The following is a 17,356-nucleotide window of genomic DNA, read 5'->3' on the forward strand; positions in this document are numbered from 1 at the left end:
CCGAATTTGGTAACGTCAGTTGATTTATGTCGCAAATGGAATGGCTTTATGTCGCAAAAGTGCTTCAATTCCCCGACGCGCCCCGTTGACGTAGGCCCTGTTCTGTTGCCTCATGCGTGAACGGAACAAAAAACGCATCCGCCGTACAGGATATCGATCTGCAGCGTGCAACTGATTACGCCGCAGTTCATAGACCAACCAACGGACGGGCGCAGGGGAAAATCGACGGGAATACCTCACGCAAAATGCACCGGGCCTGACAGGGCCGCCAACTGCGAGGCGCTTTGAATGTCGTCCGCACTTAAGCCACCGGCAGAAAATAACTGCCTTTAGCCACCAACAGGGGCGATTTTATGGGACTATTCATCCTCAGAAGACTGGGCGTCATGTTGCTGACCGCACTATGCTTGACGTTTCTGGTCTTCTTTTTGACCAACCTCTACCCGAACCTCGAAAAACTCGCCAAGACCCAAGGCAACTTCCGCATGTCGGATGAAGCGGTGTCCAGTTGGCTGGGCAACCGAGGTTATCTGGACAACACCTTTATCAAATATGGGCGTTGGCTGGGGGTCGCACCGGGCTGGGTGACCGAGTCCGCCGAAGGCGTGGTGACGGGACAGTGTTTTGCGGAAGACGCCCCCGAAGGCGAACGCCCTACATTCTGTGGCATTTTGCAGGGCGATTGGGGGTATTCACTGGTCTTCAAGGATGAGGTTAGCAGCATTGTCGCGGTCCGGCTTGCCGCGACGGGCAAGCTGATGGGTTTTGTACTGTTGGTTATGGTGCCGATGGCACTTTTGGTGGGCGTTTTGGCCGGGATGCGAGAGGGGTCAGGATTGGACCGATCCCTATCTACATTCTCCATCACGACCACGGCGACGCCTGAATATGTGTCCGGGGTTATCTTTATCGCGGTCTTTGCCTCCTCAGCCTTTGGACTCAAATGGTTCAAAGGATCGGCCACGCAGGCCGTCGAGAATGCAACATTCGAGAACTTCACCCTGCCTGTGATCACTATCGCACTCTATGGCATGGGCTATATCGCGCGAATGACGCGGGCGAGCATGACCGAAGTCATGACAGCGCAGTACATTCGAACGGCGCGCCTGAAAGGCGTTAGTTTCGGCAACATCGTCATGAAACACGCGCTGCGCAACGCATTGATTGCTCCGTTCACGGTGATCATGCTGCAAATCCCATGGCTGTTGAACGGTGTCGTGATTGTTGAGACCTTGTTCAACTACAAAGGCTTTGGCTGGTTGCTGGTGCAGGCCGCGTCGAACAATGACATCGAACTTCTTCTGGCCGTCTCGGTCGTCTCTGTGGTCGTGGTTCTGATCACGCAGCTGATATCGGATATCGGCTACGTGTTCCTCAACCCACGCATCCGCATTTCTTAAGGGAGGGCCAGATACATGGAACCTTTGACGTGGACAGGGTCGCTCGGAATAATTCTAGACCCGATACTGTATGCAGTTGCCGCGATCTTTGTGATTGCTCTGGCGGTGCAGATCGTACTGGGCATTGCATCGGGCGGTGCACGGGTCGTGACCAACCCGGATGGTACGCTCAGCTCGGCAGGAGGCCCCTATGGGATGTCGACTGCCGCAACCAAGTGGATTGGACTGGCACTTGTTTTGGTGGTTTTGACCTATATCGTGATGGGCGCAATCACCGGCCCCGGGATGGTCGGGATCATCGGCGGGATGAGCCAACAGCTTATCCCAGTTTGGATCGCGCTGGTTGTCACCTTTGTCGTGTCGATCAAGTTCAAGCGCAAACTGGGCCTTTACGGCAAACTGTTTGACAGCACGGTTGGCATGATCGGCTTTGCGCTGGTGATGTTCTGGATATTTGCCGGTGTCATGGCCGGTGTGTTCGACATGATCGTCACACATGACAGCCTTTCACAGGTGTCAGGGATGAAGAACAAGTTGCCAGGCACGCCCCTAAACGGAGCAGAAGAGGGTGAATACGCCTGGTATCTGCTGGGCGGTGACAACCTGGCGCGCGACGTCTTTAGCCGCCTGTTCAAGGGGGCTTGGGTGGTGGTGCAGATCGCACCACTGGCGACGCTCTTTGCCTTCATGGTTGGCATCACGCTTGGCCTGCCTGCTGGATATTACGGGGGTCGGCTGGACACCATCTTGTCTTTCATGGCCAACCTTATCCTCGCCTTCCCTGTGATCCTGCTGTTTTACCTGCTGGTGACGCCGGAAATCGTGGCAACGGGTATTCCAAACTACATGGCAACGGTCTTGTTTGTCTTCCCGTTGGTTTTCCTTGGAGTTCTGCTGAACTCTCGGTTTTACACGCAGCCATCTGTGCGCACGCCGCTGTTGATTGTTGTGTTGGGGATCACGGGCTGGATTTACCTTTCCCTGATATCGACGGATGGCGCGATTGTATCTACACCGACATATGCCATCCCCGGACTGCCAAACGCCATTGACCTCTTCAACATCGAGGCGGGCATTCTGGTGGTGTTCGTTTCCGTGGTCTTTGTGAACGCACCTACCGTGTTTCGGATCGTGCGTGGCCTCGCGCTTGACATCAAAACGCGGGACTATGTGGCTGCGGCCCAGACCCGTGGCGAGGGCCCATGGTACATCATGCTCTGGGAGATCCTGCCCAACGCACGTGGGCCGCTGATTGTCGATTTCTGTCTGCGCATTGGCTACACCACGATCCTTTTGGGCACTTTGGGCTTCTTTGGTTTGGGTTTGGAAAGCGAGAGCCCGGATTGGGGCACAACGATCAATGCGGGCCGTCGTCTCCTGTCGATCTATCCCCATGCGGCCATCGCCCCTGCCCTGTCTTTGCTGACATTGGTTCTGGGTTTGAACCTGCTGGCGGACGGCTTGCGCGAAGAAAGTCTGAAAGACTGAGTTGAACCGGGTGGACCGGGGGCCAGCCCCCGGACCCCCGTGGTATTTTTGGCCAGAAGAAGCCCGAAGGGGCACATGACTGGCAGGGAGAATGTAGAATGGCGAAACTGGATTATGACGGACCAATCCTTGAGATCGATAAACTGTCGATTTCATTCTTCACGCGCTTGCGCGAAATCCCAGCGGTCATGGACTTTTCAGTCACTGTGCAACCCGGTGAAGCCGTGGGGCTGGTTGGCGAATCCGGATGCGGGAAGTCTACGGTGGCTCTGGGCGTCATGCAGGACCTTGGAAAGAACGGGCGCATCGTTGGCGGGTCGATCAAGTTCAAGGGCCGCGATCTGCAAGAGATGAGTGCTGAAGAGCTGCGCGACATTCGCGGATCAGAGATCGCTATGATCTATCAGGAGCCCATGGCCTCGCTGAACCCGGCGATGAAAATCGGCAAGCAGCTGATGGAAGTGCCCATGATCCATGCGGGCATGAACGAAAAGGACGCTTATGACCGCGCCCTTCAAGTGGTCACGGACGTCAAGCTGCCGGACCCCAAGCGCATCCTGAATTCGTTTCCTCACCAGCTTTCGGGTGGTCAACAACAACGTATCGTCATCGCGATGGCGCTGATGTCAGAGCCGTCGCTGTTGATCCTTGATGAGCCCACCACCGCATTGGACGTGACCGTCGAGGCCGCTGTGGTCGAACTGGTGAAGGATCTTGGCAAAAAATACGGCACTTCGATGCTGTTCATCTCTCACAACCTTGGTCTGGTTCTGGAAACCTGCGACCGCATCTGCGTGATGTATTCGGGTGAAGCGGTCGAACGCGGCTCTATTGAGCAGGTGTTTGATGATATGCAGCACCCGTACACCCAAGCGCTGTTCCGCTCGATCCCGCTGCCGGGCGCGGACAAGAACGCCCGCCCGCTGGTCGCCATTCCTGGCAACTTTCCCCTGCCCCACGAACGCCCCCCGGGCTGTAATTTTGGTCCGCGTTGCGACTACTTCGAGGAGGGCTTGTGCAACGAAGACAAGGCCATATCGATGTATCCGGCCAATGACGACGGCAGCCACGAATCCCGTTGTCTCAAGTTCAAGGAAATCGACTGGCAGGCGCCTTTGGAACTGGCAGAGGTCAAGACTAAAGGCGAGGTCGGCGATGTTGTCATCAAGATGGACAACCTCAAGAAGTACTATGAGGTGGCAGCATCGGCCTTGTTCTCTTCTGGGGAAAAGAAAGTCGTCAAAGCCAATGAAACTTTGAGTTTTGAGGCCCGCGAGTCAGAGACCCTCGCCATCGTCGGCGAGTCCGGCTGCGGCAAGTCCACATTTGCCAAGGTGTTGATGGGGCTTGAGACAGCGACCGAAGGCACGATCACCCTGGGCAACAAACAAATTCAGGACATCCCGATCGAGGATCGCGATACGCAGACCGTGGCGGACGTACAGATGGTCTTCCAGAACCCGTTCGATACGCTGAACCCGTCTATGACCGTGGGCCGTCAGATCGTGCGCGCGCTTGAAATCTTCAAGGTCGGCAAGAACGAGGCCGAGCGGTGGGAGCGCATGCTGGAACTGCTTGATTTGGTGAAGCTGCCCCGCGCCTTTGCCACGCGCATGCCGCGCCAGCTCTCAGGTGGTCAGAAGCAGCGCGTGGGGATCGCGCGCGCCTTTGCCGGCGACGCCAAGATTGTTGTGGCCGACGAGCCTGTGTCAGCGTTGGACGTGTCTGTACAGGCGGCTGTGACGGATCTGCTGATGGAGATCCAGCGCAAGCATAAAACGACCTTGCTGTTTATCTCGCATGACTTGTCGATTGTTCGTTATCTCAGCGACCGGGTCATGGTGATGTACCTGGGCCACGTGGTTGAATTGGGCACCACCGATCAGGTGTTCTCGCCCCCTTATCATCCGTATACCGAGGCGCTCTTGTCAGCCGTTCCGATTGCAGACACCAAGGTTGAAAAGCAACACATCGTGCTTGAAGGCGATATCCCATCGGCGATGAATCCGCCCCCTGGATGTCCGTTCCAGACGCGCTGTCGTTGGAAATCAGAAGTGCCAGGCGGCCTGTGCGAGCAAGAGGTACCGCCCGTGCGTCATCTGGCAGAAGGCCATCAGGTCAAATGCCATCTGGCCGATGACATCCTTGCGCGCATGGAGCCTGTGATCAAAATTGCGGCTGAGTAGCGGCAGCCTCGTTCACCACATCGCCCGCGGCCGTATAGGCGCCGACATATTCCCAGAAACCGGGAATGATGATGAATTCGATTACATATCGGACTTCGACGTGGTTCGCGGCGAGGACACCAAGGGTGTAGAAAGTCCAGAACTGCAACAGGCGCTTTGCTGTGCGGCTGAAGATCAGAGACATGAGGAATCCGACCGGCCCAATGGCGCATGCGCCAGCGTAGGCTGCCAACTGATAGTCGGACATGAACAGTCCCTGAAGGGTCACCCAATCCAGCGACAGAATAAAAAGCAGACCAAGGTTTTGCGCAAATAGCGCCCCCGCGACGGCCCCCGCCAGACCACCGATGACGATCATATCAACGTGAATCCGGCGCTTTTTGCCAGACCTGTTCACGAGCCCGCGCTTTTGGACAATGACGTCACTCGCGTTCTTTACCTTGCCAGAGTTGATGCGCGCGACGCGCTCGTCAAAAGTGGATTGTCCGGGTTTCATTGCTTTGCTCGCTGTCTGTTTGGTTTTTCATTTAACCAAACGCCGTGGCGACACTGAGGCGAAACCCGCACTTTTTAGAGTGCAAAGCCTGGCGCATTGTCAAAGAATCGCAATATCAGAAACCCGGTGACCAGAACGCAAATTGAATGGAAAACCCTGAACGGCACAGATGTTTAGCCGCCCCAGATCACCCGTACATAGTTGCGAGTTTCCTGGTAAGGCGGCACGCCATTGTGCTTTTTCACGGCACCCGGTCCGGCATTGTAGGCTGCAAGCGCCAACCGCCAACTACCAAAGGTTTGGTATTGCTGCCTGAGGTACCTCGCACCGCCATCGAGGTTTTCGTGCGGGTCTTTGCGATCCACTCCCAATCCACGCGCCGTGGAGGGCATCAATTGGGCCAAACCATAGGCCCCTTTGTGTGAACGTGCCTTGGGGTTCCAACCAGATTCCTGTTGGACCAGTCGCAGGAACAGATCAACGGGAACGCCGTGGCGCTTTGCGGCATCCTTGGCCACCGCCAGATAAGGCCCCTTATAGGAACCACGGAATTTCGGGCTTTCCCCATCCCATTTGGTTGGGGTGACAACCTTGGGCGGCTGTAATCTGACAGAGTTATTGTATTGCTCAGATGCGCGGGAATCGAGAATTCTGGTTTGCGAGCTAAACAGCTTGCTGCGGTTCTTGGTCGACAGCGTCTGTGCCGCAGCACTTTGCGCAACCAGAGCCACCAATATGGCCACTGCCCAAACAGCCTGCATCGTTAATCCACACCCCGGTTGACAAGCTTAACGCCTTTGTCCGGACTATATACTCATTTTTGCGCCTTTATCCAGCCTGATGCGGTTTAAGCTTCCATTAACCATGTGTAGTCTAGCCAGAACCGTGCAGCTGTCCGGAATCAGCAGCGCACAAGCCACGAAGGGGAAGAACATGGCAGGGTCCGTCAACAAGGTTATTTTGATCGGCAATCTGGGGCGTGACCCCGAAGTGCGCACGTTTCAGAACGGTGGCAAAGTGTGCAACCTGCGCATTGCAACGTCCGAAACGTGGAAAGACCGGAACACCGGTGAGCGCAAAGAGCGGACCGAATGGCACTCCGTCGCCATCTTTTCGGAACCTCTGGCGCGCGTAGCAGAACAGTACCTGCGCAAAGGATCCAAGGTCTACATTGAGGGTCAACTTGAGACCCGCAAATGGCAGGATCAATCGGGCCAGGATAAGTATTCGACGGAAGTGGTACTGCGCCCTTATCGTTCCGAACTGACTATGCTGGATGGTCGTGACGGCGGCGGTGGCGGTGGTGGCGGCAACTTTGGTGGCGGCGGCGGCGCGGATCAGATGGGCTATGATGATCGTGGCGGCGGTGGTGGTAGCGGCGGTGGTTCGCCTAGCCCGGCCCCTTCACGTGATCTGGATGATGAAATTCCGTTCTAAGCATATCGGGTTTTACAAATAATTGGGGCTGGGAACCGAAATGGTTTCCAGCCCTTTTTCTTGCAAGTTTGTGGTTTATGAACCGTTTCCTGCCGATCAAAAACACGACAACCGTGTTTAGTTGCCTCTCAGCGCATCCTGTAGGACGCCCAAAACAACATTGCGCGGAACATCCGACGTCACAAAGGCGTCTCCGATCCCGCGGGCGAGCACGAAATTGAGTGTACCCGCGACCACCTTCTTGTCCTGCCCCATAAGGTTCAGCAACGCCTCTGCCCCCGGCAAGTCACCGGGGATGTCCTTAAGGTCTGTCTTCATCCCCATCGCCTTCAGATGCGCACGCACCCGGCTTGGGCTTTCCTGGCTGCACAAACCAAGACGTGCAGACAGCTCATAAGCCAGCCCACATCCGATCGCGACGCCCTCACCATGAAGCAGGCGGTCCGAATAGCCCGTGGCCGCTTCAAGCGCATGACAAAACGTATGGCCAAGGTTCAGGAGCGCGCGCTCCCCCTGCTCTGTCTCGTCTCGCGTTACGATCTCTGCCTTCATCTCGACTGACCGTCTGACAGCCGCCACACGCAGCCCCATGTCGCCTGCGGCCATGGCAGGTGCGTGTTCCTCAAGCCATTCAAAGAACGCGGAATCGCCAAGCAGCCCGTATTTCATCACCTCGCCATAACCGGCAAGAAAATCTCGGGGCGCAAGCGTCGACAGCGCATCTGTGTCCGCCAGAACCAGGCTGGGCTGATGAAACGCCCCGGCAAGGTTTTTACCCTGTGACGTATTGATTCCAGTCTTGCCCCCGACAGAGCTGTCTACCTGTGCCAGTAGTGACGTCGGCACCTGAACAAACCGCACGCCGCGGCGTAGAATAGCACAGGCAAAGCCGACCAGATCGCCAATCACTCCCCCACCAAGTGCGACAACGACATCCCGCCGCTCAATCTTTTGATCGAGCAGCCATTCAGTGACTTGCTCCAGATGTGCCCAGCCTTTTGTCGCCTCGCCCGGGGGCAGTTCCAAAACCACAGAATCAATGCCGACGGCACTCAACCCGGACCGAAGTGCATCCAGATGAAGCGCCGCAACACGGGTCTCGGTGACGATGGCCACGCGCAGACGGGGCAAAAGCGGCTGAATAAGCGCGCCGGCTTCGGCCATCAAACCTGGCCCGATCAGAACGTCATAGGCTCGCGCGCCCAAGGGGACATGTACAGTCTCACGCATCACGAAGCTCCAATACGTCGGGTCGGTCGACCACCAGCGTAGCGATCACCCGGTTCACCATTTCTTCGATGCTCAGATCGGGCAACGACGGCACAGTAACGTCCGCCATCGCATAGAGCGGCACGCGGGTGGCGTAGATCTCGGCCAGTGTGGCACGTGGGTCGGCTGTGCGCAGAAGCGGTCGCGTATCCTTGTGACGCACACGCTGCCATAGCAGATCAAGATCGGCATTGAGCCAGACGGACACACCACTTTCTGAGATGTTTTCCCGATTTTCCTGCGCCAGAAACGCGCCGCCGCCCGTCGAAAGTACACACCGTTTCGTATCCAGAAGTCGCGAAATCACCTGCGTCTCCTTGCTGCGAAAAAACGGTTCTCCGTCTCTCTCGAATATCTCGGGCACTGTGCGTCTGGCCGCGGCCTCTATCTCGGCATCGCTATCCAGAAAAGGCACGCCAATACGCTGCGCAAGCGCGCGCCCAACGGCTGTTTTGCCTGCCCCCATCATCCCCACCATCACAATGGTCTTTTTCAAATGGTAAGGGGTGTCCAGCGTTGGGTGTGACTGATTTTGCTGTTTTTCGCTCATTATCGTGTCAATGACGTGATTTTCAGAAAAAGGCCATATATGCTTTGCTCCAAAACAAGAAATCGCGCAAACGACATTGAGGCAGTAATATCCATGGGCCGACTAATCAAATTGTTGATCTATCTGGCGATCTTTGGGTTCGTTGGACTTGTTGGCTATGCCTATGTGGGCGAATATTTCGGCGCCAACTTTTCGCCACCTCAGGATGAGGTACGCGTGCCTGTGACCCTTGATGCTGACTAGAACCCGATATTTTGTATCTGTGTCGGCTGTGATGGCCGCAACGGCAGGATTCTCGCAGCAAGAAACCGAGGAATCCCCCCTGAATGTGATCGAGTGGCTGGATGGACCGGCGATATTGCCCACTGCTCTGCCATTGGATGAACCGGATGTGACCGCATCAGGCACCGTTCCGGACGTGACAGTGCGCCCATTGGGCACCACTGCGCCCAAACGGGTTGGACTGGCACCGCCCAGCATCACGGGCCTGCCAGATACTCTCTGGTCTGGCACTGGTGGAGACACCTTGGCGCAAACAATTGCTCAACTGCCGGGTGCAAAGCTGCCCGCGCTGCAATCATTGCTGTTCACCTTGCTGTTGGCAGAGGCTGCACCGCCTCCCAATAAGGTGGACGCTTTTGATCTGGCACGCGTCGATGCGCTTTTTGAACTGGGCGCATTGGAACCTGCGCTCGCCTTGCTGGACCAGGCGGGGCCAGAGACATCGCCAGAGCATTTTGCCCGATTTATGGACATGTCCCTGCTGGCCGGCACATCAGCACAGGCCTGTGCAGTGCTGCGCGCTCGCATCGATTTGTCACCGGGCAAAGCATATGAAGTGTTCTGTGCCGCGCGTGCAGGTGATTGGAGCACAGCCGCCTTGCTACTTGGCACCGCGCGCGTTCTTGGGTTGATCGACGAACCCACAGTCGCAGCGCTGGAGCGGTTTCTTGATCCAGATTTGTTTGAGGGCGAACCACCCCTGCCCGCTCCAACATCACGCAACCCGTTGACGTTCCGTCTGTTCGAGGCGAACGGCACCCCAATCCCGACACGCACCTGGCCGTTGCCCTATGCGAATGCTGATCTGTCTGACACGGTTGGCTGGAAGTCACAGATTGAGGCGGCTGAACGCCTTGCCCGTACCGGTGCACTGCCGGACAACCGCCTGCTGGGTCTATATACTCAACGACGCCCTGCGGCCTCTGGCGGTGTCTGGGACCGGGTCGAGGCATTGCAACAGTTCGAAACTGCACTAGGCACAGGCAGCCCGGCGGCTGTGTCCAAGACGTTGCCGCAGGCGTGGCAAGCCATCCGCGACGCCCATCTTGCAGTGCCGTTCGCCACGCTATTCGCCGAAGACCTGAGCAAGTTGACCCTGAGCGGGCGCGCCGCCGATGTGGCGTTTGAAATTCTGCTGCTGTCACCCAACTACGAAAAAGCTACTCAAGTTTTCCCAGCCCGCGCCTTGCGTCGCCCGGCGCTGGCGGCTGTCGCTGCCGGGGACGCAGCTGCGATCGCGGATGTAGATGTGGACGGAGTGACCGCTGCCGTCTTGGCCGCGTTTGACAACGCCCCACCTGACCCCCGCATCGTCATTCGTGCGCAGGGTGGCGCCTTGGGGGCTGCTTTGCTGGACGCACTTGCGCTGACTATTGAGGGCACACGAGGCGATGTTGCACGCCTGACCACCGGTTTGGCCACCTTGCGTGCCCTTGGCCTTGAGGACGCTGCGCGCCGGACCGCGTTACAGGTCATATTGCTGGAGGACACGATATGAGCGACACTTGGATCCCCACATTCCTTGAGGCCCAAGCCGCCGAACTCGGGGCCGCGCGCAACACGCTGCTGGCCTATGGGCGCGATCTGATCGATGCACAAAGCTGGCTCGCCGGTCGTAACCTTGGATTTGCCGACGCCACACAGTCGGATATCGAAGGCTATCTGATCTATTGTGATGCCCAAGGGCTGGCCAAGTCCACCCGCGCCCGCCGCCTATCGGCGATCAAGCAACTGTTCCGCTTTGCGTTTGAGGAAGGCTGGCGCGCGGAAAACCCAGCGATCCAGATCGCAAGCCCCGGACAAGACAAACGCCTGCCCAAGACGCTAGACGAAGCGGAGGTGGATCGCCTTCTGGATGCGGCCTGCAATTTCGGACGCAACGCCCATGACCGGACCCGAGACACCTGTCTGATGCAGTTGCTCTATGCCACGGGCATGCGCGTGACTGAGCTTGTCAGCCTGCCTGTCAGTTCGGCGCGCGGTGATCCGCAGATGCTGCTGATCCTGGGCAAAGGGGGCAAGGAACGCATGGTGCCTTTGTCGCCGCCTGCCCGTTCTGCGCTGGCTGAATGGATCATTGTACGCGACGAGGTTCAGAAACTGGCCCAAGACAAGGGCGCGGCCCCTTCCCGCTTTCTCTTTCCATCGCGCGGCGTGACAGGTCATTTGACCCGACATTGGTTTTACGCCCGCATCAAGGCGCTTGCCACGCACGGCGCCGTGGCCGCCGACAAGGTGACGCCACACACCCTGCGCCATGCCTTTGCCACCCATTTGCTGGCCGGGGGCGCCGATCTGCGCGCCATCCAGACCATGCTGGGCCATGCGGATGTGGCGACCACCGAAATTTACACTCATGTTGTGGATGAGCGGTTGACCCAACTGGTCATGGATCACCATCCACTGACCAAGGCAGACACGCGGCACGACACAGACTGACCCGGCACATACGCAACAAAAACATGCCACTATGTTTCGTTACATGCCTTCGCAATGCACCCGCGCGGGCCTGACGTCTTGATTGCGACGCACTGCGCCCCCATAACCCTATCCTGATCAAAGGACAAAACCGCCCCATGGACGACCCGAGTACTGTTTTCGACGCTGCTTTCTGGACCACCGCCGGGGTGATCTTGTTTCTGCTGGTGCTGTCAGGGTTCTTTTCCGGTTCTGAAACCGCACTGACGGCAGCCTCGCGGGGCAAGTTGCGCACTCAAGCGGACAAAGGGTCCAAGGGCGCGCGACGCGCTCTCGACATTACCGAAGACAACGAACGGCTGATTGGCTCTGTCCTTCTGGGCAACAACCTTGTGAACATTCTGGCCGCATCTTTGGCCACCAGCCTTTTCACCCGCGCCTTTGGGGAAAGCGGCGTGGCACTGGCCACGCTGGTGATGACCTTGCTTGTGCTCATCTTTGCCGAGGTCCTTCCAAAAACATATGCGATCACCAATTCTGAAAGCGCTGCGTCGATGGTGTCGCGCCCGATTTCACTGGTGGTCACCATCTTTTCGCCCATCGTGGCGGCCGTACGGTTGCTGGTGCGGGGGCTACTACGCCTCTTTGGGCTTCAAATTGACCCGGACAGCCACATCATGGCCGTGCGCGAAGAGATCGCAGGCGCGCTCCAACTGGGTCATTCCGAAGGGGTAGTAGAGAAAGAAGACCGTGACAGGATCCTCGGCGCCCTCGATTTGGGGGACCGAACTGTCGAAGAGATCATGCTGCACCGCTCTGGCATCGAAATGATCAATGCCGATGACGACCCGCAGGTCATTCTGGAACAGTGCCTGAAATCGAACCACACCCGCCTGCCCGTCTATCGCGAGGAACAGGAAAACATAACCGGCGTGATCCACGCCAAGGATCTGCTGCGCGCGATGTACGGCGTCGTGGGTGGCCCGGATGGGGATGCGACGGCGTTGCGCTCCTTTGACATCACAGCAGTCGCCATGCCGCCGTATTTTGTGCCTGAGACCACAACGCTGGATGAACAGATGCGCCAATTCCTGCGCATTCGCAGCCACTTTGCGCTGGTTGTGGATGAGTATGGGACCTTGCAGGGCCTCATTACGCTCGAAGACATTCTGGAAGAGATCGTGGGCGAAATCACAGACGAATTTGATCCTGATGGCGATCAGCCCGTAATTCAAAGCGAAGACGGCCACTATTTCGTGGACGGTTCGACCACCATTCGCGACCTGAACAGGGCGACGGACTGGAACCTGCCAGATGACGAGGCAAACACAGTTGCAGGCCTTGTCATTCACGAGGCGCAAATGATCCCGACTGTGGGTCAGGTGTTCAGCTTTCACGGCTTTCGGTTTGAAGTACGCGAGCGGGAAGGCAATCGGATTACCATGTTGCGGATTACGGCGCTGGAATAGTCGTCAGGCCGCAGCAGCGATAGCGTTCCTTGCCTCGATCCACGCGCGGACTTCGTCCAACCGCCCGCGCGCGACCGGTATTTTGGATCCACAGATCAGACGCAACTTGCGCCCGCTCAAGGCTTCCACATAGCGCCGGGAGACCCAATGGGACCGGTGTGTCTGAATGCCATCTTCTGGGGTGACCTGCTCCAGAAAGGTCGACATCCGTTCACGGATCACTTCGCTGCCAGTCTCGTTGTGAATTTCCAGATAGTGCTCTGCCGCCTTGACCCTTGCGATGTCGGACAACAGAAAACGGCGGCCAGCCAGTGTGATCCATCTTTGTTGCTGACTTTTTTGTTTGCGTTCTCGTTGGGCCGGGATCAGCCACAGCAGGGCAACCGTTTCAAACGCATGGGCCACCAGAATGTTACGCACATTCATCTGCCATGTCATGATGTCGAACGGGTTGGTATCTGGTTCAAACACTATGCACAGGATCACAGCCGCCAGATAAGTTGACGCCAACACCAATGGGCCAGACAGCAGGATCAATGGAATGGCCTTGCCGAACAAACGGTGCCACATCTTGCCCGTTAGTTTGGAATACAAGTCCGATGTCAGTATGTAGATGATCAGGGCGACGAACCAGAACCCCATGCGCAGGCTGAAACTGTCGAATTGCGGCAAGGTCACCGGATGCCCTGTCGACATCATGAAAAAGCCGACCGTGATCAAAAGCCACATCTGCCAGGACCGATAAAGCTCTTGCATTTCGCGCAACGTAAAATGCGTAATCATGCCGTTCGAGACATAAACATGCACTTTATGATCAAGAGCCTTTGAAAACATATTGGACGCTAGCATGGGGCGCGAAATGGAGTAAACGAGCTGTGACGGCCTGAACCGGATGCAGTTCGGTGGCCTTTTCGGTATCAGTTACAGGCCTGAAACCACTAGTCTATGCTGCCGAGCTGCATCCCGCCTACACTATCCCCGAAGCCGTTTTCCGTCCGCATCAAAGGGCGGAGCGTCAAGTATAGTTGCCTTATGGGGCCGTCCCAGAACCATGACGTCGACGCGATCCCCGGGCCCCACACCTTTGACATAGGCGAGCGCAAGGCTCATCCCAACAGTGTACCCATAGGCACCGGACGTCACACGCCCCACGCCATTGTTACCGGAAAAGACCGGCTCTCCGCCTGTTGCATCCGCGCCAGAGGCCTCTGTATCCGTTTCATCCAGATGTAAAAGAACCAATGATTCCCGCGCGGTTTGGGTCATCACCTCGGCGACGGCGTCCTTGTTCAAGAACTCTTTGTCCATCTTGATCAGACGGTCCAGTCCGACTTCCTGAGGCCAGTATTCCGGGCTGTATTCCCGGCTCCAGGATCCATATCCTTTTTCGATACGCAGGCTCATGAGCGCCCGGCTTCCAACCGGACCAATGCCTATATCGCGCCCAGCCTCGATCAGAGCCGTATAAAGCTGCGCCTGATGTTCGGTGGCACAATGCAGCTCCCAACCCAGATCGCCTGTAAAGGACACGCGCAAGGCAAGGACCTCAACACCTGCCAGTTCGATGCGAGCCGAACGCATGAACGGGAAATCCTCGTTCGCAAGCGACGCATTGGTCATTCGCTGCAACATTGCGCGCGATTGCGGTCCGGCCACGTTGAAGCCGCACATCGCTTCTGTATGGCTTTCGAAAGTCGTTCCTGTCGGCAGTGGCACCTGTTTGAAAAAGCGGGTGTGATAGCGTTCGGCCATGCCCGACCCGATGATCCAGAATTCATCGTCGCCCAGTCGCGTGACCGTAAAGTCCCCAGCAATTCCACCCCGTTTGCTGATCAGAGGCGTCAGGCACGACCGCCCAACAAGGCGCGGCATGCGGTTGGCAAAGACTGCGTTCAACCACTCTTCTGCCCCCGGCCCCTTGCAGACGTATTTGGCAAAGTTTGAGATGTCGATGATGCCGCCTTTGTCCCGCAACATCCGGCATTCTGCGCCCACAGGTTCCCACCAGTTCTGCCGCGTGAAACCATCGGTGTCTTCGACTTCAGGTTCATCCGCAAACCAAAGAGGATGCTCCCAGCCATAGTTCAGCCCCATAACAGCACCCATGTCGCGCTGCATGCTGTATGCCGGGCGTGTACGCACGGGGCGGCCTGCGGCGCGTTCTTCGTTTGGAAAGTGGATTTTGAAGCGGTTGGCATATTGGTCGCCGACCCGCGCTTTGGTGAAGGCTTTGCCCGCCCACGTGCCATAGCGCGCCATGTCCCATGCGAACATGTCGTACTTTGTCTCGCCTTCGATGATCCACTGTGCCGCCAGCAGGCCCATACCGCCGGATTGGGAAAATCCTGGGATAATTCCGTTGCAACAGAAATAGCCCGTGAGTTCAGGCACCGGCCCAAACAGCACATTTGAATCTGGTGACCAGATCATCGGCCCGTTGATCACCCGCTTGATTCCGGCGGTACCAACGACAGGCACCCGATCAATGGCGCGCATCATGTTGTCTTCGATCCGTTCTAAGTCATCTGCGAACAACTCGTGCCCAAATCCCTGCGGCGTGCCCTCTTCGGCCCAAAACCGGTAGTCTTTCTCATAAGCGCCGACCAAAAGGCCCTTGCCTTCCTGACGCAGGTAGTACTCCCCGTCCCGATCCGCGACCGAAGGTAAACGACGGTCCATGGCGTCGATCTCGGCAATCGTTTCCGTGACAAAGTACTGATGTTCAGTGGGTTGAAGGGGCAGTTCGACGCCAGCGAGTGCCGCCACTTCGCGCCCCCAAAGCCCGGCGGCGTTCACCACCCAAGGGGTTGCGATGTCGCCCTTTTCTGTGCGCACGATCCACGTGCCGTCGGCTTGCTGCTCTGTCCCTGTTACAGGGCAAAACCGGATTATTTCAGCGCCGTTCTGACGCGCCCCTGCCGCATAGGCGTTTGTCACGCCGGACGGATCCACGTTGCCGCCTTCGGGTTCCCACATGATGCATCGGATGCCGTCGAAATCGACGAGCGGGTGCAGACGCTCGGCCTCGGCCCGATCCACCTCGAAAAAGTTCATGTCATACAGCTTGGCCTTGGCGGCTTGCAGCTTCAGCTGATGCTCGCGCGCCTCGGTTTGCGCGAGGTAGAGGCTGCCGGGTTGGAACACGCCGCAGCCCTGCCCGGTTTCCTGCTCCAGTTCCTTGTACAGGCCCATGGTGTAGTGCTGGATGCGGCTGATGTTGGTGCTGTCATGCAGCCCATGAATGTTGGCCGCTGCGTGCCACGTGGACCCTGACGTCAACTCATCCCGTTCCAGCAGAACAACATCCGTCCAGCCAAGTTTTGTAAGGTGATAAAGGATTGAACAACCGATGACGCCGCCGCCGATGACGACAGCCTGTGCGTGGGTGCGCATGAATGCCTGCCCTGTATTTGAGGTCTCTGGCTGGCATACTGTCGCGGCGTTTGCTGTCCCGATTGCGCAAAGGCGACATTTTCGGTCGCTGACGCGCAAGTTACAAATTTATGCGGAAACGCGGTTGCGACCGTCGGTACATGTTTGAGATGGGCGAACACGACAATAGGCCCATTTGTTCGGTCATGTTCAACTGAACCCGTGCGTTCGGATTTTTACGATTGCACCACAATGTTTGCAGTGTGACGCGTCAATGTCATGATCGGTCAAGCCACACTTTTTGCATTCGAAAAAAGCTTTGGAAGGCATGAAAATTGCACGGGCGAACTGAACAAACAGGGATACGCCGACGACCATCATCGTCACAGCCATCAATTTGCCCGGTACTGTTGTTGGCGTGATGTCGCCGTACCCCGTGGTCGTTAACGTTGAGATGGTGAAATACAATGCATCCACATAGCCAGCAAAGCCCGAAGAAGCATCCGCGAAGAAGGTGAAAACCAATGCGGTCGAAAAGAACACGAATACAAAGAAATTGACCAACGCAAATGCCGCCTGCTCATGCTTTTGAAAGAACGGGCTAATGTGGCGCAAGTCATTCAAAAGATGATATGAATGGACGAGGCGCAACCCCCGTAAGATCCGCAAGAATGCTGTGTCAGGCTCGATAAACGGCGAGATGAGCAAAGTCGCAATCACGACCATATCGGCAATGACATAAACCCGCCGCAGCAACGCCTTTCGATCTGTCGATATCCACAGTCGCGCCGAGAAATCGGCCAAGATAACCAACCCGACCGGAAGTGTAAGGAGTTCAAGACCCACCGTTTGCTGCAAAGGGGTTATCGCGACGAACAAAAAAATGCTGAAAAAATCGAATGCCAGCAGCGCATACCGAAACACACGCGAGCGTTGTGACGCCCCGGTATACAGTTCGATCAGGGTTTCTTTGAACGTGTGTGCCATCG

15 protein-coding genes are annotated in these 17,356 nt (G+C 57.0%); 8 read left to right on the forward strand and 7 right to left on the reverse strand.

Annotated elements, in window-relative coordinates; all coding sequences use genetic code 11:
• Positions 1-353: 353 nt before the first annotated feature.
• The 3 genes from DHN60_RS02430 (at position 354) to DHN60_RS02440 (ending at position 5,074) form a co-directional block, all read left to right on the forward strand.
• Positions 354-1,400, forward strand: a complete 1,047-nt coding sequence (locus DHN60_RS02430) for an ABC transporter permease (protein WP_108835645.1) — start codon at positions 354-356, stop codon at positions 1,398-1,400.
• A gap of 15 nt (positions 1,401-1,415) precedes the next feature.
• On the forward strand, positions 1,416-2,888 hold the full coding sequence (locus tag DHN60_RS02435) for an ABC transporter permease (RefSeq protein WP_199913616.1): 1,473 nt from the start codon (positions 1,416-1,418) through the stop codon (positions 2,886-2,888).
• Between the two features lie 98 nt (positions 2,889-2,986).
• Positions 2,987-5,074 carry an ABC transporter ATP-binding protein gene (locus DHN60_RS02440; protein WP_108835646.1) on the forward strand — a complete coding sequence of 696 codons (2,088 nt, stop codon included), beginning with the start codon at positions 2,987-2,989 and terminating at the stop codon, positions 5,072-5,074.
• Here the strand turns inward: DHN60_RS02440 and DHN60_RS02445 are convergent.
• Together DHN60_RS02445 and DHN60_RS02450 are read right to left on the reverse strand one after the other, a co-directional pair.
• Positions 5,055-5,570 (reverse strand): hypothetical protein, encoded by a 516-nt coding sequence (locus tag DHN60_RS02445; protein ID WP_108835647.1) that lies wholly within the window; start codon positions 5,568-5,570, stop codon positions 5,055-5,057. The genes DHN60_RS02440 and DHN60_RS02445 overlap by 20 nt on opposite strands.
• Positions 5,571-5,743: 173 nt before the next feature.
• Complete coding sequence (locus DHN60_RS02450) at positions 5,744-6,331, reverse strand: lytic transglycosylase domain-containing protein (RefSeq protein ID WP_108835648.1); 588 nt, start codon at positions 6,329-6,331, stop codon at positions 5,744-5,746.
• Between the two features lie 172 nt (positions 6,332-6,503).
• Here DHN60_RS02450 and ssb point away from each other — a divergent pair, with 172 nt between their 5' ends.
• Entirely contained in the window at positions 6,504-7,007 is a 504-nt protein-coding gene (gene ssb, locus DHN60_RS02455; RefSeq protein ID WP_108835919.1) for a single-stranded DNA-binding protein, read from the forward strand.
• 117 nt (positions 7,008-7,124) lie between these two features.
• Here ssb and aroB read toward each other — a convergent pair whose 3' ends face one another.
• Together aroB and DHN60_RS02465 are read right to left on the reverse strand one after the other, a co-directional pair.
• Positions 7,125-8,237, reverse strand: a complete 1,113-nt coding sequence (aroB, locus tag DHN60_RS02460; RefSeq protein ID WP_108835649.1) for a 3-dehydroquinate synthase — start codon at positions 8,235-8,237, stop codon at positions 7,125-7,127.
• Positions 8,230-8,826: a shikimate kinase gene (locus DHN60_RS02465; RefSeq protein ID WP_108835650.1), complete on the reverse strand. Its 597-nt coding sequence runs from the start codon at positions 8,824-8,826 to the stop codon at positions 8,230-8,232. The genes aroB and DHN60_RS02465 overlap by 8 nt, the downstream gene beginning before the upstream one ends.
• A 93-nt stretch (positions 8,827-8,919) precedes the next feature.
• Here DHN60_RS02465 and DHN60_RS22450 point away from each other — a divergent pair, with 93 nt between their 5' ends.
• From DHN60_RS22450 to DHN60_RS02480, 4 genes are all read left to right on the forward strand, one after another.
• Complete coding sequence (locus DHN60_RS22450) at positions 8,920-9,069, forward strand: hypothetical protein (RefSeq protein WP_199913617.1); 150 nt, start codon at positions 8,920-8,922, stop codon at positions 9,067-9,069.
• 31 nt (positions 9,070-9,100) lie between these two features.
• Positions 9,101-10,606 (forward strand): hypothetical protein, encoded by a 1,506-nt coding sequence (locus DHN60_RS02470; protein ID WP_108835651.1) that lies wholly within the window; start codon positions 9,101-9,103, stop codon positions 10,604-10,606.
• Positions 10,603-11,547 (forward strand): tyrosine recombinase, encoded by a 945-nt coding sequence (locus DHN60_RS02475; RefSeq protein WP_108835652.1) that lies wholly within the window; start codon positions 10,603-10,605, stop codon positions 11,545-11,547. The genes DHN60_RS02470 and DHN60_RS02475 overlap by 4 nt, the downstream gene beginning before the upstream one ends.
• Positions 11,548-11,684: 137 nt before the next feature.
• Positions 11,685-12,995: an HlyC/CorC family transporter gene (locus DHN60_RS02480; protein ID WP_108835653.1), complete on the forward strand. Its 1,311-nt coding sequence runs from the start codon at positions 11,685-11,687 to the stop codon at positions 12,993-12,995.
• A gap of 3 nt (positions 12,996-12,998) precedes the next feature.
• On the opposite strand, the gene DHN60_RS02485 is transcribed toward DHN60_RS02480, so the two are convergent.
• The 3 genes from DHN60_RS02485 to DHN60_RS02495 form a co-directional block, all read right to left on the reverse strand.
• Positions 12,999-13,778, reverse strand: a complete 780-nt coding sequence (locus tag DHN60_RS02485) for a LytTR family DNA-binding domain-containing protein (RefSeq protein WP_159089088.1) — start codon at positions 13,776-13,778, stop codon at positions 12,999-13,001.
• A 189-nt stretch (positions 13,779-13,967) separates the two neighbouring features.
• Complete coding sequence (locus tag DHN60_RS02490; protein WP_108835655.1) at positions 13,968-16,388, reverse strand: FAD-dependent oxidoreductase; 2,421 nt, start codon at positions 16,386-16,388, stop codon at positions 13,968-13,970.
• Between the two features lie 189 nt (positions 16,389-16,577).
• Positions 16,578-17,354: a potassium channel family protein gene (locus tag DHN60_RS02495; protein WP_108835656.1), complete on the reverse strand. Its 777-nt coding sequence runs from the start codon at positions 17,352-17,354 to the stop codon at positions 16,578-16,580.
• Positions 17,355-17,356 lie beyond the last annotated feature (2 nt).

Source organism: Tateyamaria sp. Alg231-49, from assembly GCF_900143535.1.
GTDB lineage: Bacteria > Pseudomonadota > Alphaproteobacteria > Rhodobacterales > Rhodobacteraceae > Tateyamaria.